General features: G+C 44.6%; 20 protein-coding genes. 1 reads left to right on the top strand and 19 read right to left on the bottom strand.

From position 1 onward, the window contains the following. Positions 1 to 20 precede the first annotated feature (20 nt). The 6 genes from RH88_RS18330 to RH88_RS18305 all read right to left on the bottom strand — a co-directional run bounded on the left by RH88_RS18330 (position 21) and on the right by RH88_RS18305 (position 6,031). Entirely contained in the window at positions 21 to 656 is a 636-nt protein-coding gene (locus RH88_RS18330) for a response regulator transcription factor (RefSeq protein WP_005598809.1), read from the bottom strand. Further along, the gene (locus RH88_RS18325; protein WP_005598807.1) at positions 649 to 2,004 is read right to left on the bottom strand and encodes a cache domain-containing protein; all 1,356 of its coding nucleotides are present in this window, start codon (positions 2,002 to 2,004) and stop codon (positions 649 to 651) included. Before RH88_RS18325 ends, RH88_RS18330 begins: the two co-directional genes overlap by 8 nt. A gap of 128 nt (positions 2,005 to 2,132) precedes the next feature. Further along, the gene (locus tag RH88_RS18320) at positions 2,133 to 3,416 is read right to left on the bottom strand and encodes a TRAP transporter large permease (RefSeq protein ID WP_005598805.1); all 1,284 of its coding nucleotides are present in this window, start codon (positions 3,414 to 3,416) and stop codon (positions 2,133 to 2,135) included. A gap of 10 nt (positions 3,417 to 3,426) precedes the next feature. Continuing rightward, the gene (locus RH88_RS18315; protein WP_005598803.1) at positions 3,427 to 3,960 is read right to left on the bottom strand and encodes a TRAP transporter small permease subunit; all 534 of its coding nucleotides are present in this window, start codon (positions 3,958 to 3,960) and stop codon (positions 3,427 to 3,429) included. A gap of 186 nt (positions 3,961 to 4,146) precedes the next feature. Next, a complete protein-coding gene (locus RH88_RS18310; RefSeq protein WP_005598801.1) occupies positions 4,147 to 5,268 on the bottom strand; it encodes a TRAP transporter substrate-binding protein in 1,122 nt (373 codons plus the stop codon). Between the two features lie 376 nt (positions 5,269 to 5,644). Further along, on the bottom strand, positions 5,645 to 6,031 hold the full coding sequence (locus RH88_RS18305; RefSeq protein WP_005598798.1) for a hypothetical protein: 387 nt from the start codon (positions 6,029 to 6,031) through the stop codon (positions 5,645 to 5,647). Positions 6,032 to 6,285: 254 nt separating this feature from the next. Here RH88_RS18305 and RH88_RS18300 point away from each other — a divergent pair, with 254 nt between their 5' ends. Beyond that, positions 6,286 to 7,008 (top strand): DUF2982 domain-containing protein, encoded by a 723-nt coding sequence (locus RH88_RS18300; protein WP_418380865.1) that lies wholly within the window; start codon positions 6,286 to 6,288, stop codon positions 7,006 to 7,008. 117 nt (positions 7,009 to 7,125) lie between these two features. Here RH88_RS18300 and RH88_RS18295 read toward each other — a convergent pair whose 3' ends face one another. From RH88_RS18295 to tyrR, 13 genes are all read right to left on the bottom strand, one after another. Beyond that, positions 7,126 to 7,782, bottom strand: a complete 657-nt coding sequence (locus tag RH88_RS18295) for an MBL fold metallo-hydrolase (RefSeq protein ID WP_005598794.1) — start codon at positions 7,780 to 7,782, stop codon at positions 7,126 to 7,128. Between the two features lie 85 nt (positions 7,783 to 7,867). After that, on the bottom strand, positions 7,868 to 8,410 hold the full coding sequence (gene mepK / locus RH88_RS18290) for a peptidoglycan L,D-endopeptidase MepK (RefSeq protein ID WP_005598792.1): 543 nt from the start codon (positions 8,408 to 8,410) through the stop codon (positions 7,868 to 7,870). Between the two features lie 209 nt (positions 8,411 to 8,619). After that, positions 8,620 to 10,158 (bottom strand): L,D-transpeptidase family protein, encoded by a 1,539-nt coding sequence (locus tag RH88_RS18285; protein WP_005598790.1) that lies wholly within the window; start codon positions 10,156 to 10,158, stop codon positions 8,620 to 8,622. Positions 10,159 to 10,269: 111 nt separating this feature from the next. After that, positions 10,270 to 11,355: a DUF1513 domain-containing protein gene (locus RH88_RS18280; RefSeq protein ID WP_005598788.1), complete on the bottom strand. Its 1,086-nt coding sequence runs from the start codon at positions 11,353 to 11,355 to the stop codon at positions 10,270 to 10,272. Next, positions 11,345 to 12,370: an imelysin family protein gene (locus RH88_RS18275; protein ID WP_241212207.1), complete on the bottom strand. Its 1,026-nt coding sequence runs from the start codon at positions 12,368 to 12,370 to the stop codon at positions 11,345 to 11,347. Before RH88_RS18275 ends, RH88_RS18280 begins: the two co-directional genes overlap by 11 nt. A 23-nt stretch (positions 12,371 to 12,393) precedes the next feature. After that, positions 12,394 to 13,788 carry a di-heme oxidoreductase family protein gene (locus tag RH88_RS18270; RefSeq protein ID WP_005598785.1) on the bottom strand — a complete coding sequence of 465 codons (1,395 nt, stop codon included), beginning with the start codon at positions 13,786 to 13,788 and terminating at the stop codon, positions 12,394 to 12,396. A 125-nt stretch (positions 13,789 to 13,913) separates the two neighbouring features. After that, positions 13,914 to 15,176, bottom strand: coding sequence for an imelysin family protein (locus RH88_RS18265; RefSeq protein ID WP_005598782.1), 1,263 nt, complete (start codon positions 15,174 to 15,176; stop codon positions 13,914 to 13,916). A gap of 190 nt (positions 15,177 to 15,366) precedes the next feature. Next, complete coding sequence (locus RH88_RS18260; RefSeq protein ID WP_005598781.1) at positions 15,367 to 15,963, bottom strand: GTP cyclohydrolase II; 597 nt, start codon at positions 15,961 to 15,963, stop codon at positions 15,367 to 15,369. 390 nt (positions 15,964 to 16,353) lie between these two features. Then, positions 16,354 to 16,530 carry a hypothetical protein gene (locus tag RH88_RS23760; protein WP_005598780.1) on the bottom strand — a complete coding sequence of 59 codons (177 nt, stop codon included), beginning with the start codon at positions 16,528 to 16,530 and terminating at the stop codon, positions 16,354 to 16,356. A gap of 239 nt (positions 16,531 to 16,769) precedes the next feature. Beyond that, positions 16,770 to 17,243, bottom strand: a complete 474-nt coding sequence (locus tag RH88_RS18250) for a DUF2947 domain-containing protein (RefSeq protein ID WP_005598779.1) — start codon at positions 17,241 to 17,243, stop codon at positions 16,770 to 16,772. Positions 17,244 to 17,256: 13 nt separating this feature from the next. Continuing rightward, positions 17,257 to 17,844, bottom strand: coding sequence for an HD domain-containing protein (locus RH88_RS18245; RefSeq protein ID WP_005598778.1), 588 nt, complete (start codon positions 17,842 to 17,844; stop codon positions 17,257 to 17,259). Continuing rightward, positions 17,844 to 18,428 carry a ribosomal protein S5-alanine N-acetyltransferase gene (rimJ, locus tag RH88_RS18240; RefSeq protein WP_005598777.1) on the bottom strand — a complete coding sequence of 195 codons (585 nt, stop codon included), beginning with the start codon at positions 18,426 to 18,428 and terminating at the stop codon, positions 17,844 to 17,846. The genes RH88_RS18245 and rimJ overlap by 1 nt, the downstream gene beginning before the upstream one ends. After that, positions 18,428 to 19,972 (bottom strand): transcriptional regulator TyrR, encoded by a 1,545-nt coding sequence (gene tyrR / locus RH88_RS18235; RefSeq protein ID WP_005598776.1) that lies wholly within the window; start codon positions 19,970 to 19,972, stop codon positions 18,428 to 18,430. Before tyrR ends, rimJ begins: the two co-directional genes overlap by 1 nt. Positions 19,973 to 20,034: the final 62 nt, after the last annotated feature.

The raw sequence follows: 20,034 nt of genomic DNA, 5'->3' as shown, positions 1-20,034 counted from the left end.
TTTTTTTCAACTTGCATTGATTAAATAATCCCCCTTTCCACCGCGTATTTTGCCAGTTCAGCAATGCTGCTCAATTCAAGTTTGTGTTTGATATTTTGCCGATGAGTTTCTACCGTTCGATAACTAATATCGAGCAGTGAAGCGACCTTTTTACTACTGTGCCCTTGCGCCACCAGCTTTAGCACCGCCTCTTCACGACGGCTAAGTGGATTCGGTTTATTCGCCACCGGAATTTCACCATGAGAAAACAGTGTTTGTGTTACTGACTCACAAAAATAAGTCGATCCCTGTTCAACCGTTTTGATCGCTTGCACCATTTTTTCCGAAGAAATTTCTTTTAGCATGTATCCGACCGCGCCTGACTGCATTACCTTCATGATGTACTCTCGATTATCATGCATGGTGAGCATCAACACTTTAACATCGGCAATTTCATCTTTGATAACTCGCGTTGCATCGATACCATTCATCACTGGCATGCTTACATCCATGAGTACCACATCTGGCTGGAGGTTTTTCACTACTTCGATCGCTTCAACGCCATTACTTGCCGTACCGATCACTTCAATATTGGGCTCTAGGCTCAAACGCGCCATAAACCCATCCAGCACCACTTGGTGATCATCGACAATCACCACTTTGATTGGTCTATCCATACACTAACTCATCCAATTGCAGTAAGACGGTGATTTCCGTACCTAAACCCGGTTCACTTTCCAATTCAAACTCACCGCCAATAAATTCAACTCGCTCACGCATATTGCGCAGACCGATGCCGGTTTTACGTAACGTGGTAGCGACCTCAAACCCGACTCCATCATCACGAATGATCAGCTGCAAGCAACTGCCCATCTGTTGCAAAATCACGTTAACCGTCTTAGCCTGTGCGTGCTTTTCAATATTGGTTAATGACTCTTGCGCGACGCGATAGAGTGTTGTAGCAATTTCTGACTTCAGCTTCACATCCTGCCGATTAAAGACAACTTCCACTTGTATACCCGAGTGAGAACGAAAGTCTTGCAACAGTGTATTAAGAGCCGCTTCTAACCCGATGTCATCCAATGCACTTGGTCTTAGTTTGTGCGAGATATGACGCACCTCATTAATCGCCATCATGATTGACTGCTGTGATTGGCTCAAATGCTGCTTTTGCGTCTCATCATCCAGCTTGTTACCCAGTAATTCCAAATGACATTTACTCGATACCAACAACTGATTGATGCCATCATGCAGCTCACGTGCAAGATGCTTTTTCTCATCTTCTTGGAACATCACCGTTTTATGCGCCAGCTCTTTTAAACTTCGGTCGGCAATTCGGTGTTCATGTAAGTTAACCGCTAAAGTCACCACGACAATCACCGCAACCGTAATGACCACAATCACCATCATCGAGAAGAAGGTGGTTTCGATGTTCTTATCGACCGCCCGTTTAAGATTCGTCACTTCATTGCTGATATCTTCAATATACAAACCGGTGCCAATCATCCAACCCCATTTATCCAGCCAAGCGGCATAACTCAGTTTCGGGACGGTTTCTCCACTGGAAGGTTTTTGCCACAAATATTGGTGAAATCCACCACCTTGCTGGGCTTTTTCCAACAACGTTTTAATCAGAAAGTCGCCATTCTCATCTTGAATATGGCGTAAGTTCTGCCCTTGTAATTCAGGCATAATCGGATGAACTAAATTGGTACCATCGCGATAATAAACAAAGAAGTAACCATCTTTGCCATAGCGCAGTTTGGCGATGATCTGCTTCACTTGCGTTTGAGCGGTTGACTCATCAAGACTGGCGTCGTTGTATACATGACGAATCGCATCGAAGGCCAAATCGACGCTGTCTTTTAAGGCGGTTTCTTTTGATTGGATGAGGCTCGAACGAATGATCTCGACCTCTTTATCACGCAGCGCTTGAGATTGATGAACTGAAATCCAGCTGATGCTCACCGTAACCAAGAGTAACGGCAGTAAGCTCAGTAGTATCAATTTGACTTTAAGAGGCATCCTTGCTCCCACGCAAATTAGGCAGATTGCTTTGCCTGCAATTAAATACAAGGCAGACAAATAAAAACGGCTTACCTGAGTAAGCCGTTCACTGTAACATTTACACCACGTTAACAAAAATCACATGATCACATTCCGTAAAATTCTGGGAAAACCAGTAACGAAGCGAGCACCACTATCTGTATCGCGATAAATGGCATAACCCCTCGATAAATATCTCGCGTCGTGACACCGTTTGGTGCGACACCTTTCAAATAGAACAAGCTAAAGCCAAATGGGGGTGTTAAGAAGGAGGTTTGCAAATTCATCGCGATCAAGATGGCAAACCACGTCATGTTGATCCCCATCAGTTCTGCCACCGGAGCAAGGATAGGAACAATGATGAAACAGATTTCAACGAAGTCGATGAAGAAACCCAGCACCAAAATGACCAGCATAGTAATGATCAAGAAGCCCCATTTTTCACCCGGTATTTGCAGCATCCACTGCTCAACAAGGTGGTCGCCACCTGTATAAGTGAACGCCATTGAGAATGCCGTCGCACCCAGTAAGATAGCAAACACCATTGCCGTGACTTTGACGGTCTCTTTAGAAGCGTCGTAGACCATTCTCCAGCTAAATTGTTTGTACAGCACAGCCAATACAATCGCACCCGCACCACCTAAGGCCGCAGATTCAGTGGGTGTTGCAACACCTGCGAAGATGGAACCTAATACAACCACAATCAGAGCAAGTGGTGGAATAACCGCTTTGAGCGCTTTGAACACTTCCTCAGAGCGACTCACATTTTCATCTCGTTCGATAGGTTGCGCTGCGTCCGGATTCATCTTGGCATAGATAAGGATATACACCACATAGGCTCCCACGAGCACTAATCCCGGCCAAATCGCAGCTTGGAATAAGTCGCCAACGGGAACACCCAGCACATCACCCAGCAATATCAAAACGATAGATGGTGGAATGATCTGCCCTAAAGTACCTGATGCACAGATGGTGCCACAGGCTAAACCTTTATCGTAATTGTATTTCAGCATGACTGGCAGTGAGATTAGCCCCATCGCCACCACTGAAGCCCCAACCACACCGGTTGAAGCGGCAAGCAATGCACCTACCAGTACCGTCGAAATCGCGATACCGCCACGCACACCACCAAATAATTTGCCCATAGACTCAAGCAATTGCTCAGCTAAACGGGTTTTTTGTAACACTAACCCCATAAAGACAAACAGCGGCACCGCCATAAGAACGGTATTTTCCATGATTGACTGTATGCGATATGGCATAAAGGCAAACATGTCAAAACCTTCGGCCCAAACACCAAAAATTAGTGCGATACCACCAAAGGTAAAGGCCACTGGGAAGCCTACTAGCAACGCAAGTAAGGCAACAAAAAACATAACTATACCGACCATTTTTCGTCTCCTACTTATTCGCTTGGGCGTGCATCAGATGCGGGTTAACAATTCTATTTAGCGAGTGCAGCATCAGGCCAATGCCACTCACCGCCATAAAGAGAAATGAAAGCGGGATCATACCTTTAATGATCCAACGGTAAGACAGACCACCGGGATCACCCGATGTCTCGCCAAGCACATAGCTTTCTTTGGCGAAATCAATGCCATACCATGCAACTAACAAGCAGAAAGGAAGGAGGAAAAATACCGTACCAAGCAAATCAATAATGGCTTGAGCTTTGTTAGATAGACGTTCGTAGAACAGGTCAACTCGCACATGACCGCCCGCTTTTATCGCGTACGGCACACCAATGAGAAATACCGCCGAAAATAAGTGCCATTCCATTTCTTGAAAAGCAATCGACACATCATTGAAGGCATAACGCATCACGACGTCATACACGACGTTGATCAGCAGTAGAATAAACAAAATACTGGATAACCAGCCAAGCCAATCGCCAAAACGATTGAATAGCCGCTCGATATAGATCAGTCTTCTCATTCCTAACTCCGTGGAACTTTAAAGGTGCTCCGCTCGACAATGCCGGCGGAGCTTATTGTTGTAATATTTAAGGGGGACTTGGGCTTCCAGTGACAGAGTCACTGTTATTTTTCATACACAATCTTATTTTGACGCTTGGGTTTTATTGATCCGTACATCGCGATTGCGCTTAATTTTTATGACTAACTACTGTGCTTGGCTGTTTAGGTATGCACGATGAGAAATATTTGACCATGGACGAACTTGCTCAATGTAAGCCGCTTGTGAAGCTTGAATTTTCTTCGCCAGATCATCCTTTGCTGCATGATCACTGAGCAAACGGTCGTTAGCTTCACGCAATGCCGCAATGACTTCTACAGGGAAATCTTTGACTTGAACATTTGGGTACTCAGATTGAATCGATGCCCAGTTCTTGCCACTTTCGTGCTTAGATTGTGTGTACATATCGTAGGCTGCTGTCTTCATCGCCGTTTGCAGAATCGATTGTAGGTCAGCGGGTAGGCTATCCCAGGTACGTTGGTTAACTAGGAACTGAAGCTCGGTCCCTGGCTCATGCCAACCGGTGTAGTAGTAAGGGGCAATTTTATGGAAACCCATGCGTAAGTCTAGTGAAGGACCCACCCACTCTAGCGCATCGATCGTGCGACGCTCTAGCGAGGTGTATAGCTCACCTGGGGCAATATTGGTTGGCTTAGCGCCAATCTCCGCTAGAATTTCTCCCGCGAAACCCGGAATACGCATTTTCAGGCCTTGCAGATCATCAACTGAGTTGATCTCTTTTTGGAACCAGCCACCCATCTGCGTATCGGTGTTACCACCAGGAAACGACAGTAGGTTATGAGCTGAATACACCTCTTCCATCAACTCCATACCACCACCGTAGTAGAACCACGCATATTGCTCTGTCGGCAGCATGCCAAATGGCATGGACGTGAAGTAAAGCGTATTAGGCACTTTACCTTTCCAGTAGTATGACGCCGAGTGACCCAGATCATACTGACCCGATTTCACCATATCGAACACACCTAATGGTGCTTTGTGCTTGTTTGAGGAGTCAATTGTGATCACCAGACGACCGTTCGACATCTCTTCTGCCATCTTCGCCATGTTTTTCGTCGCATCACCAAAAATTGGGAAGTTTGGTCCCCAAGTTTCAGCCAGCTTTAACTTATAGACTTTTTCAGGTTCGGCTTGCTTGGCGGTATCCGCTTGCTTCTCTTCACCACAGCCCACTAGCGCAACCGATGCGGCTAATGTCGCGATGCCTAACTTCAATTTTCCATCAAAAAATGAATGTAATGCTCTCATTATCAGGTCCTTTGTTTCATGGTGCGTCTGAATGTGACACTTCCTGTTTCGAGGACAGCATGCAGGATCCAGCAACCGTAAAATATCAGCGAGAACACGGAGAAATTAACAATACGGTTGGAGCTTCCATAAAACCCACTACGTATAAGTACGTAGGAGATCAATTAGAGCAATATAAAAGACATTTAAATTAAGAGAATTAGTATTTGACTGAACAGAGCAAGGGGCTGATCTATACGTACGTAGTAACGCGGCGAGGATTTTGAGGTTATTTTAATTTTTGTGATACAACCGTTTCTATTCTGTATCATTTTATCGTTACAACAAAAAAGACCTCGACATAGTCGAGGCCTCAAAAACAACGTTTGCGAACTCTTTAAAGAGCTTTATAGATAACTTTGTTGCCCGCTAATTGTTCTTTTACTACTAGGTTTTCGTCTAATAGTTTTTTCAGTGCGCCCGTTGCCCAAGATGCAGCTTTAGCTTCTTCTTGACCAGCGGCAAGGCCGATACCTTTAGGGTTGATACCGTCAGCATTGCTCACAACGATATCAAGAACTTGTTGTTGCTTAGGAGTCAGTGCAACGTCAACTTGTTTTGCTACAACTTGTTCTTGTGCAACTACTTTCTCCGCAGCTGGTGCTACAGCGACTGTCTTCTCAACTACAGGCTTAGCTTTTTTAGTTGCTGGTACATTTGCAACTGCCGCTTTGATGTGCTTTTGTAGTTTCTGTTGCACTTTGCGCTTATGAGCAAGTCTCATCGAGTATTTCTCCATTTCACTGCATACGGAGCAGTGGTGAAAATTTGAAGCGCGTTTTATACCAAAAATTTGCCATTAATGACAGGGTATCTCGGTGTTTCTGCGACAAAAATAAGCGAACGGTTGCTATAAGTCTACAATTTAGACAATCTTAGATATTTGCAATTTTGCGACTACTGAATATATACACAGATATTGAAACCAACAGGAGCGTTAACTAACGCAAAGAGTTTGATATGCCCATGAGATTTGATATGCCAACTCGCCACCTTTCAAATCAACCGACTGCTCTACTGGCGTATGCCAATGTATGGAAGGGAGCAATCGTGTGTGTCGCATTGGGAGGATTGATCTGGTTTACCAATCAATGGCAACAATTTGTGGTGGGCTTATTAGTGCTAATCGCCCTATTTTATGCCGCTCAGTGGCTACTCAAAACCAGCATCGTCGCTTACACTTTAACGGCAACTCATTTTCAACAGCATTTCTATAAAGGTGGTTGGGTCTTAAAATGGCGTAACATCAGTAAAATAGATATTTGCCAATGCCAACACGAAGGCTGGTATCAGCCCCTACCCTGGGTCGGGATTCGGCTCAAAGATTATTCGCCCTATCTCGACAGCATCTGCCCCCGTATTACCACTGAGATATTGCTTAGCCAACGACCGCTACTTTATGTCGGCTTACAACAGCAACACAAAACCACCCAATTTGAAGAGATGGTTTTAGACCCTAAACCTTACACAACGGCTGATGGTAAACAATACACTGGCCTACAAGCCATGCTGGCAAATAGGATGCACTATCAAAGGCAACTCTTTGGCTATGACGTATTCATCTCCACCAATGATCTAGACCGCCCACCCGATGAGTTTGTTGGGTTAATGCGCCGCTATTTAGCTGCATCACAAGAGGTCGAGCATGCTCCGATAGCAAGCAAAGAGCGATGTACAGATAGGGAATCTGATCGCGACTAGCTCTCCTTACCAACGACTATTTCGCACCGCGTTCCCAAAAAACGGATACAAAAAAAGGTCGCTATCCGCGACCTTATTTATCAATACCAAATTGATAGCAACTTGTTTTAATAGTGCTTAGTAAAGGGGCATTTCATCGGCAACAAATGGATTACTTGCTCTTTCACGGCCAAAAGTTGACTCAGGGCCATGACCAGGAACAAAACGCACATCATTGCCAAGTGGCCACAATTTGTTTTTGATCGAGCTAATTAAGGTATTGAAATCACCTTTAGGGAAATCGGTACGACCAATAGCGCCGTTAAACAAGACATCCCCTACAAAAGCAAGTTGAGCTTCTTTACTGAATAAAACCACATGACCAGGCGTGTGGCCTGGAGTATGGATTACATCCATCGTTTGGTTGCCGAAAGTGATCACATCACCGTCATTTAGCCACTGATCAGGTTCAAATGCTTCTGTTAACGGAAACCCGAACATTTGGCTTTGACCTTCAAGGCCTTGTAACCAGAAGTTATCTTCTTTATGTGGGCCTACAATCGCTTTGCCACCTAATAATCGCGCTAAAGCTTCGGTGCCACCAACGTGGTCTAGGTGACCATGTGTCAGTACGAGGCTTTCAACATCAACACCGAGTTCTTTGATCAGCATCGCCAGTTGTTTTTCATCACCACCGGGATCGATCACAATGCCTTTCATCGTTTCATCGCACCATACGATAGAACAGTTTTGAGAGAACGAGGTGACAGGCACAACCTGATACTTCAGAGACATAGCTAAACCTTTTAAATATCGAAACTGGCCGAACTATGACACGATAGCCAACTAAGCTCAAGTGAGTTAGCTATCGTGAAAAAGCCTATGACCAGTAGCGTGCAGGGCCTGTATCAATGTGGACAAAATTACTACTTGGGTAGTAACCAACACCACCGACTTTCATCTCTCTTGCGATATCACGAACTTTCTTTAGTGACACACCATCGAGACGGAAATCAATCGCTTGACCAAGCATATGGTAGCTCTTCTTGGCTACGCCGCTAGAACTTGCTCGCAACGCTTCATTGGTCGCAGGCGAACGATAACCCGAGATAATCTGCACCTCAGCTTCTACGCCTAATTCTGATTGAATAAGAGAGATCTGATCGAACAAATGCTTGTCCATTTTGTGTGTTTCATTACGTCTGAAATCACGACAAATTTGATCAATTCGGCCCAGTTCTCTTGGAATATACTCGCTGCCATCGAAATAACGTGTTTCGAGTGCTTCGCCAGTATGGACATTGCTCATCGCTAATGAGCGTGAAAGATCGGGATAAGAAGCCAGTGCCACACTCGGGGCGCAACTCGCAACTACCAAACCACTTCCTGCCAACTTAAAAAAATGTCTACGTGTAACTTGCACTCTATAAACCCTTCACAATCCGATACGATTATCGTGTCGAAGCCGACACTACCTAACTCTTTTGTGAAGTGCAAATGCATAAAGCGTGCTAGAAATGTGACAAATTATTTCCGCCATAGATTAATTATTGAACTAATTAACAATTTTATTTCATAAGGCAAATTGCAAATTTTTCGTAAAGATCACGCTTTGCCGTTTAATTGCCGCCTCTAGCGATCAAAACGGTAAATATCGTCCCGATATTGCACCACGCCATCCTCTGCCCATGCGGTTTGGTAGATGATATGCACGGGAATGCGCTTGCGTAATGAAACCGCTTTATTGGCTTCATCAGGGGATACATCCAACTTTTCTAAATCGACACCTTGGTTCTCTAACAGCAAAGAGGCAAAGGCATCGGCGTGCTTAACCCGAATACAACCGGAACTAAATGCTCGGCTTTCTTTACTAAACAAATGCTTACTTGGCGTATCATGCAAGAAAATTGCGCGCTTATTCGGCGTGTTAAATTTATACAGGCCTAACGCGTTATAATTACCCGACATTTGGCGCATTCGATAGGGAAACGCTTTAGGGTTAAGTGTTGCCCAATCAATTTCTGATGGGTCAATTACCTGATTTGATTGCCAATTTGCAATTATATCGATGTTTTGTCGACTGAGGTAGTTAGGATCTGATTGCATATGTGGAATAATATCCTCTACCATGATTTTCCATGGCACATTCCACGTCGGATTGAGGATAACTGAGTCCAATTTAGTCGACATCACTGGCGTTTTGCGAGCCTCACGGCCGACGACAACGCGAGATTGAAACATCGATTCGCCACCATACCAATACTCCATTTCAAAGCTAGGCACATTAACGACAATAATCGTATCACGTTGCTGTGGCCACATTCGTTCACGCTCAGCATTCACAGCAAGCATGGTTAAACGTTCGCGATTAGCGACATTCAACCATTGAATAGTTCTAGGTCCAATAACGCCATCAGGCTTTAATCCATGCATTGCTTGAAACTGCTTAACCGCTTTTTCAAGTCGCCCATCATAATAGCCTATATTAAATTTAACGTTTGAGAGATCAACGTCAACGACTTCTAATCGGTCAAGCAATGCAGGACGTGCCTCTAACAGATCGCCTACTCGTTTCAACTGGGTATCTTGATGATATTTCGGCAGCTCTTCCTCATGCGAATTAGCAAGGTGAAGATAGGCACGAACAAGCGACTGGTAGTTTTCGTTATCCGGCGTATAAGTCTCAATTAACTCACCCAGTTGTTGTGATTCAATCGAAGCGTGTAAGGCATCAAGCGCGGATAAAGTCGGGGGGGATAAAGGCTGAGTGAGTTTCGTCTCAAAATACCACTCTTTACCCATATGCTTCGCTTGTTCTGCATAACTCATGTAGGTAATCATGGCATCGGTAGCTAGGATATCGTATTCAAACCAACGATTACTATTGCGATAAAAACGCAACTGCTTGAGCTGGCGCGACAGAAATGGACTGACATTCGCTTGCTGAATCAACTCGAGTTGAAACTCCAACTGACTACTTTGTTGAAGATCGAACCAAATCAGCTGTTCACCGTTATCACGGTAAATATCCTCAACTAATGACGGGTATTGCAGTTGGGTGACCGCTTGGCTATTGGGGCTAACCCAACCAATATCTTCAAAATATGATAATGCCCATGAAGGCATGGGCATTAATACTAGTGTTAGCAGCGCTGCATTGAATTTTAACATTTATTGACACACTTATTACGCTCTCTTTGCAATAAGTATGGCAGAATTTTCACTCAACGGCCGACTTGTTTTTGAGAAATTATATCAATAACTTAATGATATACTGAGAATTTACACAATAGCAGACCAGTGGTTATCCCATTGTATTGTCGAACGAATCGAACTTTTTTGCTGTGGTTTTATTTGAGTGATCACCGAACCAGAACCTGAACTGATACGAAACCCATCATCGAACACCACCACACCTGATGCATCAGGCAAGGGTGACAACTCCACCAACTCCAAGCTATTTTTTGACCAAATGCCAAAGCAATTACCCCTTGGTGAGGTGGCTAAAATCCAATCTTCAGTCGCCGCAATACTGGCAATATAGTGGTCAAATCGAGCCCACTGCTCAGGCTCAGCTTGCAACTCAATCAACCCACCTCCTTGAGTATGCATCGCTAACAGTGCTGGGTTATCTTCAACCTCGCCACGATACTGTTGACCACAAAGCACGGTTTTCTCGCCATCATGTGCCAAGTGGCGAATGCTGAGCTTCTTATCGACCAACTCTACTTGATCAATTAATTGCCCTTGCGGTGACAAATAGCTCAGACTTGGCTGCATGCTCTCAAGATTCACCGGCTTCCGGCCTTGGGTATGAACACCACCAACACCGATTGCAAGCGAGCCATCTGGCATCATAATGACTTCATGGGGACCTAAGCCAAACCCGCTGAATTCATCTCGCTTTTGATAGCCAGTAGCAACCTCATAGACGCCGATAATGCCACGGCTGCTGTTTCGCTCACCTTCGGTCGCATAGAGCCATTGCCCATCCGGTGAATACACGCCATGACCATAGTAATGACGCTGACGATCCGCTTGCCTCAATTGAATCATGGCACCGCGTTGATAATCAAACACCATAAAATAATCCCCCGGACGACGGGCAAAGGCTACCGCATGGTCAAGCACAGGGTGAATCGCTACCCCGTGTCCACGTGTAGGCAAAGGCAGTACTGAAATGGGTAAGCCTTGCTGATCGGCAACCACAACATTAAAGCGTTTACGACCAGACAATGAGCAGCCAATCAGAGCTGGCGAACGAGATTGAGATGAGGCGATGGAACTGCAACCAAAAGGCAGTATGGGAGCCGTAGCACCAAATAACGCCGCCTTAAGCAGCGTTCGTCTTGTTTGATCAGTCACCATCGGTTGCGTTAAATCCTATCACTACACCAAGTTCAATCGCGACTTCTTCATGGATGAGATAATTGAGATGTTCTAGCTTATTGAACTGTGCTGTAACCAATTGATAACCCGCTTTGCTCTGCAACAGTTCAAACAGACTGCTTTGTTCTGGCCAAGTTTCCAGAGTCATATCAAACTGATAAACAATGCGATCCGCTAGTGACTCTCTCCCCCGCTGACGCAACAGATGATCTAAACCATCACCATTGGCGAGATAGAGCGCTTTTAGCGCAGCCACATTGTGCTTCAGATTCGCCATCGATGTTTGCGAGCGCCATGACTCAGCGAAATACGCTCGAGGTTGGCCGACTTTTGCCATCGGACGAGAGAGCTTCTTCATACTGTAATCAAGTTGATTAGACAACAGAGCAATGTACTCCGCGTTCCAAGCGCTTTGATCTAACGTCAGCCAAGGATTCGTTTGCCATGCCGCAACAATCTCGGCTGCGTTGTTGGCTAAATTATCGCTGATTGCTGCTCCTAATTGGCAACTGTTTGATGCTGTTTTGAAATCAGACTTCGGATCATAAAGTAACCATTCAATCGCGCCTAATCCCTGCACGGTAACACTCTGCTGCGAAATTTCAGCGGCCGTCCAAGGCTTCTCTTGTTTGACTAAGCCACTCATCTTACGACCAGTGGTGTTTTTTTTATCTGGCCAAAATTGAACATTCCAACTCTGTTCAAGTGCAGACTGTGGGCCACGTTCTTGCCCCTGCAACGCCATCCATGCCTGCATCGTGAGTTGCCAATTTTGATCTAATTCAACGGTACTCTCACCCACTTGACAGTAACGAGACATCGCCTGATTTAACCACTGCGCCTGTTGATGAAATTGTGCTGCCGATGCAAACTCAAGCTGATAAACCGCCGCACTAATATGGCTTGATGTATCGGCTGAATAATCGGAATTTGTCTGACCTTGGCAACCTAATAACAATGCCGTTGCGGTAACGGCCAATAAAGCTTTATTCATTCGCTTAATCATGAACACCACCGTTATAAAGAGTTCAAGAAGGCAATCAATGCCTCACGCTCATTAACATTCAGCTTAAGCACTTTCTGCTTGCTCATTTCTGCTTCACCACCATGCCACAGAACTGCTTCCATCACATTACGAGCACGCCCATCATGCAATAAATAGGTATGTCCATTGACCTCTTCGGTGTAACCGAGCCCCCACAGCGGTGTGGTGCGCCATTCTTGCCCATTGGCAAGATATTCAGAACGACTATCGGCCAATCCTTCGCCCATATCGTGCAGTAACATATCACTGTATGGATGAATTATTTGATTGGATAACGCTGGCAACCCTTCACGTTGCGCCGTTTGAATATTGGTTTTATGACAGCTCTGACAACCAATATCGTTGAATAGCGTTTGACCTAATTTTACTTGTGGGTCTTGGACGTTACGGCGTACCGGAACCGCGAGGTGCTGAGAGTAAAATTCAACAAATTTCAGAATGTTATCACTGACTTCATGCTTGCCACCGTTAGGTAATTCATCACACAGTGTTTGTGCACTGGTACAGTTTTCGTTTGGAAATAGACGACTGGTTAAACCGACATCGCCATTAAAAGCGGCGGCATTTTGCTGCATCAGTGTCGGTTGGCCCGCTTTCCAGCCGAATCGACCAATCGCAAAATCCTGCTTTTGCACGTCCCATACTTTATTTACTTTGCCTGAAATGCCATCATTATCTTGATCCGCTTCGTCACTCCATGCTTGTAAGGTTTCATCGGGAATGCTTTCCAATAAGCCCAACCCAATCATAGGGGGCGCTACGCGGGCAGATAACATGGTATCTGGATGCATAGGCCCGTAACCCAAATCCGTAATTTCCACTTTTGGTTTGCGCAGCACGACTTTTGTGCCATCAGCAAACGTTACTGGGACATCACTGTAGGTAATTTTAATCGTTCCCTCTGGGGTTTGATCTTGCAGGGCGAAATCTTGTAGCTGACCACCGTAAGTGGGTTCAGGGATCACGCCATCTTTAATGTAAGCTTTTTTCTGCTCTGCGCTCATTGCCGGAATGCTCAAGCGCACCAGCATTGACACTGCATGCAAATCATTTCCTTCCGGTGGATGACCCCGACCATCTTTGACGTGGCAATTTTGGCAACCGTTGGTATTGAACAGCGGCCCTAGCCCATCGCGTGCATCGGTCGACGCAGGCGCTTGTACCCAAGGATTACGGAAAAAACTATTGCCGACACTAAAATCAAGTCGCTTTGACATCGGTAGATTAGCGGCAGGTAAAGAAAACGCGTTTGCGCCCTCTTTTTTAACGGATGTGTTGCCACCCGATTTAACATCGCTAGCCACAACAGCGAAAGAAAAAAATGAGATTAGCAACCATGCTAGAGAGGATTTTAAGTACAGCTTCATTCCAGTGCATCCTACAACAACCGAGGCTTTTAAAATTAGTTATGTTTACGCTCGGGGAGATTGAAAAACAAAGGGCTCTTAGTCACCGAGCCCTTGCAACAACTCATATCAGATCAAATTCATGTTTAGAATTCGTGATCAGCGGTGTCTGGATTTAGGCTGGTAATCCCAATCACGTTCGCTGCACGTTCAATTGATGCTGTTTGCGCAACCAGTGAAAGGATCGTTTCATTGACCAAAGCGTTACCCTGAGTGTTACCTGCAGCAATCAATTGATCGAAGTGCTGATTGTCTTTCTCAGCAGATGTCACTAACTGACCCACTTGAGCGCGTGTAGCGTCAAATTGCTTCTGAATTTCGTCCGCGGCTTTTTGATCTTTCTGTGCAACTAGATTATAGATGCTTGGACCTTCTACTTTACCGCCATCAACTTTTTGGTAGCTACCGGTGTAAACGTTGTAGATGCCTTGCTCGTTATAGAAATGAGAGTTATGTGTGTTGTCAGAGAAACAGTCATGCTCATCTTCCGTTGAGTTGGCTTCAAGTGCCACTTTCATGCGCTCACCAGCCAATTCGCCTAAAGACAATGAGCCCATACCAAACATCATTTTACGCAGACCATTTTCCGCTGAATCGTTGAGCAACACTTGGCGATAATTGTCTGTTTGCTCTGAGGACCACTGCTTTTCCATCCACTCAAGATCTTGCACTAGCAGATCCGCAGCGGCGCGAAGATAATCACCACGACGATCACAATTGCCGTTTGTGCACTCTTTACCAACCACAAAGTCGGTATAGGCACGTTCACCGGCACCAGCGTTAGTGCCGTTCAAATCTTGGCCCCAAAGTAAAAACTCAATGGCGTGGTAACCCGATGCCACATTCGCTTCAGAACCGCCAACTTCGTTAAGATCCGCAATCAGTTTTGGGGTAATTTTTGCAACATTAAGCTTATTCGCACCGATAGTAAGCTCTTTGTTCGCCACGATATTAGCAATCGCTCCTTCGTTACCCAACTCGTATTGATAATCCGCATCAACGTAGTCAATCAAACCTTCATCCAAAGGCCATGCGTTCAGCTGCCCTTCCCAATCATCAACGATTGCGTTACCAAAACGGAATACTTCAGACTGTTGGTATGGTACGCGAGAGTCGAGCCAAGCTTGTTTTACATCAGCGAGTGTTTTTTCTGATGGCGTGTTGAGAAATGATTCGATAGACGTATCGAGTGCTTGTGCTGTAGTCAAAGCATCAGAAAATACCGCGTGGGCGATGTCGGCATAATGTTCTACCACTTGCTGCTTGGTGACGTCCGCAGCGAAAACTGAACCACTTGCGAACACAAGAGTGGCGGCAATGGAGCGCGCCAAAGCTGATTTTACCTTCATGATTAAAGTCCTTGTTGAGCTTGAAGTTACCTTACTTAATTAACTTACGTATCTATTTTATAATTGGTAGTGCTAATTATTATCATTAACACTTAGATTGCGAATAATACAAAGTTACATTTTTTTTGCAAGGTAAAAACAAAAAAACCTCATAAAGATGAGGTTTTTATCGCGTCATGTTAACAAGGCTTTAGAATTTCAGCAGATGTTTACCGTGTGAGACCTTGGCTTTAAGGTAACTTTCATTACCCTCTTTAATATGCGCTAAGGTGTTCACTACTTCGGCAATCTCAATTCCGTGCTCTTTAAGTTCTTTGACTTTCTTCGGATTGTTGGTCACTAAGCGAATTTTGCCAACACCCAATGCTAATAACATTTGTGCCGCTTCTGAAAAATCACGCAGATCATCGCCAAAGCCGAGGTGATTATTGGCTTCGTAGGTGTTCATACCCTGACTTTGTAGACGATAAGCATCAATCTTATTGTACAAACCAATGCCACGTCCTTCTTGACGTAGGTATAGGATGATACCGCCGGACTCCCCCATACGCTCAACCGTTTCATCAAGTTGCTCGCCACAATCACAACGAGAAGAATGGAATACATCGCCAGTCAGGCACTCTGAATGCATGCGCACAAGTGGGATATCTTGGCTTTGATCGGCTTGCTTAAAGATAACCGCAACATGCTCTTTGTCCGTATTTAATCCCTTAAAAGACAAGATCTCTGCGTCAATTTTACTTCCAACACCGACTTTAAATTCTACTCTGGCACGTACTTCCGCCATATCAATACTCACTCGAACTCTTTTAATATTTATTGACTATCGCAATCAAACGACCGTCCTTTGTAACTAACTATGAGGACTCTTACTCAAGAATTCAATGGTTAGATCACTATTGTTATAATATAACAATTATAGTTCATAAAGATAGAGGTTGCTCGTCGAGGATTTTGTTAAAGATTTGTCCTGGTTTAAGACGTGACGAAATGACATGACTAGAGACTAAACCGGCAAAGGAACTGATGGCGTCGATAAAGATTCGATAATGAAATAAACAATGAAAGGGTATGATTGTGTTCAATAAAGAGAACAATGACACAACGTGGGCATTTGCCCCGGGTTGTGGGATTACCGAGGCGATATAGTAGCAGGATGCAGCTTAAATTAGGTCGGTTAATGCGCTTGTGAGCGCTGCCAAACAGAAAGCTCAACCCAGACGTGCTCAAGCTCTTTTAACTCGTCATCGGTAAGAACGCTTAATGTTGGTTTACTTTGCGGAAGCGTATGAGCTTGCAACGAACTAATGTGTGAGTAAAAGTCCTTTCTTAATTGTAGTAGCATCGTTTCCACAGCGCATTCCTAATATTCTAACTAAAACAAAAGTTTAGCCATGACCGTATATGGCATCCATGTCCTTATGATAACAAAAGCTTCATTTTGCGCACAATTTAATCAATTATTTTGGAGTAATATCACACAAAATAGAGTTGCTTTGATTTTAATTTTAAGATCCATTTTTTGATCATTTTGTACAAAATAAAACGGGTTGATCATTTGACCAACCCGTTTGTCTAATTTTTGCGTGGAAACTAATCGCGTTTGCCCAATTTTACCTGACCTTTGTCATCAAACCACAGTGCTTCTGTACGGCGGCGGCCAATCAAAAAAGGACCGTCATCGTAGAATAAGAAGTTCTTCCAATATTTCTTGAAGATACTCCACTTGGTTTCGAGGATGTTGTACTTTTCATAACAAAAATAAACAGTTACATCATCTTGCCAGTCGATAAACTCTAAAATTTCAGCGGGCAATTCTTCTTCATCAGATTCCCAAGCCGTCATCCAATCAACACTATTACTCCAATTTGGCGCTTTCATTGGCCAATCACTAGAGGCGAGTCGGTCAGCATCTGGACTCTGCGCGCTGATGTTATCTTTCCACAACTGGGCGGCACGGGCTTGATCCATTGGTTTGATCGCTTCAAGATCTTGCTCTGCTACCGGCATCGACTGATGGGTAAAAATCCATTTTCTTTGGTACTGGTCCAAAGGTAAATAAGACATCTATGTTCCTCAATTAAGACTTCAACCAACCCTTTTCGCTGGCTTCTTCAATTAGTTGCTGGGCTTTATGCCACAAAGTAGATGAACCATCTTCAATTCTACGATTCACCGTTAATGCTTGCTGCTTAGTTACATTGTGTTCTTGCCAACTTTGACCACCATTATGGTAGTTCAAAAGCATCGGAATAATCCGATCGAGTGCCTTAGCGTATTTTGCTTCGGCGGTTTGGGCCTGTTCAAACTCTAACCAAATATTTTTTAACTCTGTCGCCTGATCGCTCGGTAGCAAACCAAACAATCGCTCTGCGGCGGCACGTTCTTTTTCTTCTTGCTGCGCTGATGCAGCGACATCGTAAACAAAGGTGTCACCAGCGTCGATTTCAACAATATCGTGCAACAGCAGCATTTTCATTACCTTGCTGATATCAACCGGTTGATTGGCATGCTCTTGCATTAGCACTGCCATCAAAGCGACATGCCAACTATGCTCCGCACTGTTTTCCAATCGACCATCAGCACTTTTAACCCGAGTACGGCGAAGTACGCTTTTGAGCTGATCTAATTCGATGATCAAATTCAATTGCTGCTCTAATCGTTGCATTACTTCTTTACCTCACGCCATTCAGAATTGATCAGCGCCGTCAGAACGTGGTCTCGCCATTGGCCATCAATCAATAAATAATCCTTAGCGTAGCCTTCTCGCTCAAAACCTAATCGCGTTAATACCGCTTCACTGCGTTGGTTGTGAGGCATGTAGCTGGCCATAATTCGATGCATGTTTTGCTTAGTAAACATGTAGTCGAGAGCCATTTTTAGCGCTCGCCCCATCACTCCTCTTCCCTGTGCTTGTTCAGCCAGTGAATAACCAACATGACAAGCATGAACTGGAAAGCGGGTTAAATTACTAAAGGATATCGTACCCAACATTTGATCGCTGTGACGATCAATAATCAGTAAATAATACCCTAACCCGAGCCGATGCAGATCACTGAGTTTGATCAGGCGTTGTGTCCAGCCTGGTAACGTAAAAAATTCCGCTTCCCGTTCGGGCTCCCACTGCTTTAAGTGACTTCGGTTAGTAATAAAATACTGACTAATTTTATACGCGTCCGTTGGCTCAGCGGTACGCAAAACGATATCCTTATCCACCTCATACACTTGTAGAGGGGTACTCACTTTCGACATCAACTTTTACGAATTCCATATTCACGTAGTTTGTTCGCGACCGAGGTATGCGAAACGTTCAGGCGCTTAGCGAGCTTACGGCTTGATGGGAACGATTGATAGAGTCTATCCAACACTTTGGATTCGTAATCTTTCATAATGTCATCAAGCGAACCATCAAGGTTGATCGAGCCCCCACTTGAAACCGAGGCTTCAACCTGAGGTAGATGGAATAGCTCAACTGTCAGTCGCTCACTTTCCAATTCAGTGAGAGCACGTAGAACCATGTTCTCTAACTGGCGCATGTTACCCGGCCAGTTGTATGATGCTAACTGATCAACAAGATTGTCATCAATTTCAGGCTTCATCATACCCAACTGATTAATGTACTTGGCGACAAACAGTTCAAGTAATGGTGCTATATCATTGGAACGATCGCGTAACGATGGAATATTGAGCGTCAGTACATTCAAACGATAGAAAAGATCTTCTCGAAACGCGCCCGATTCAGCTAAATCGGCCAAGTTATGGCGAGTTGACGCAATGACGCGCACATTAACATGTACTTCGTGCTCTTCACCAACACGGCGGAAGGTGCCATCTTGCAATAAACGTAGCAATTTGATTTGCAAATGCGGGCTCATCTCGCCGATTTCATCGAGAAATACCGTCCCGCCGTTGGCTTGTTCAAAGATCCCTTTATTGCCTTCTTGATGATTAAAACTGCCCGGAGCATGACCGAACAATTCGGTTTCCGCCACGTCATCAGGCATAGAAGCACAACTTAATACTAAAAATGGAGCACCCGCTCGATGTGAGCGGCTATGGCAAGCGCGTGCCAACATCTCTTTACCTGTGCCCGTTTCGCCTTGAATTAGCAATGGTTGTTCAAGATTCGCCAGCTTTTTCGCTTGCGTAATAAGCGCTTTATGACGATTGGAGACACCGACAAAATGCTCAAAGCCAAGATTGTTCTGTAAAGGGAGAGTTTCTTTAAGCAGCGGCTTATCTTGCGCTGAACGGATAATCATCACCGTACTGGCTAAGATCGATTCTTTACTCTCAGTCGTGATGTAAACCGGCATGATTTCCATGACGTAATCAAGACCGCTGATAACGATATTTTCACGCTGGCGAGTAATTTGCCCTTCAGCCCATTTACTGAAGTTAAAACTTGGAATCAGCTGACCAATTTGATGAGCGATCACTTCCTGTTCGTCACGCTTAAATAGATTCAACGCAGCATGGTTGGCCATGTCGACGTTGCCTTTTAGGTCTATCGCTAATACCGGTTCTGGAAGATTGTTGAGTAACGAAATAAGCTCGGTGTTATGCCTTTCCATCGGCATAAACTGAATTTTTCGAACATCTTTTACACCCGATATACGGCGAATCTCCGCCATTAATTCACTGAAGGTATCGAAATCGATGTCCGGACAATTTAGATAAATAATCCCAGAAATATCAATTTCGATGCCTCGTAAATCAATGCTTTTAGAGGCAAGGATATCGAGTAGCTCGCGTGTTAAGCCGAGTCGGTCTTCGCAAAAAACTTCTAGACGCACTGAGAGAGTCCTAAGTTAAGGTGTCAGGAAAAGTTGACAGTAGTTTCCCCTAAGCCTAGATC

This window comes from Vibrio scophthalmi LMG 19158 (assembly GCF_000222585.1).
Classification (GTDB): domain Bacteria; phylum Pseudomonadota; class Gammaproteobacteria; order Enterobacterales; family Vibrionaceae; genus Vibrio; species Vibrio scophthalmi.
The sequence above is the reverse complement of the archived record's forward strand: the minus strand, read 5'-3'. Positions and strand labels throughout refer to the sequence as shown.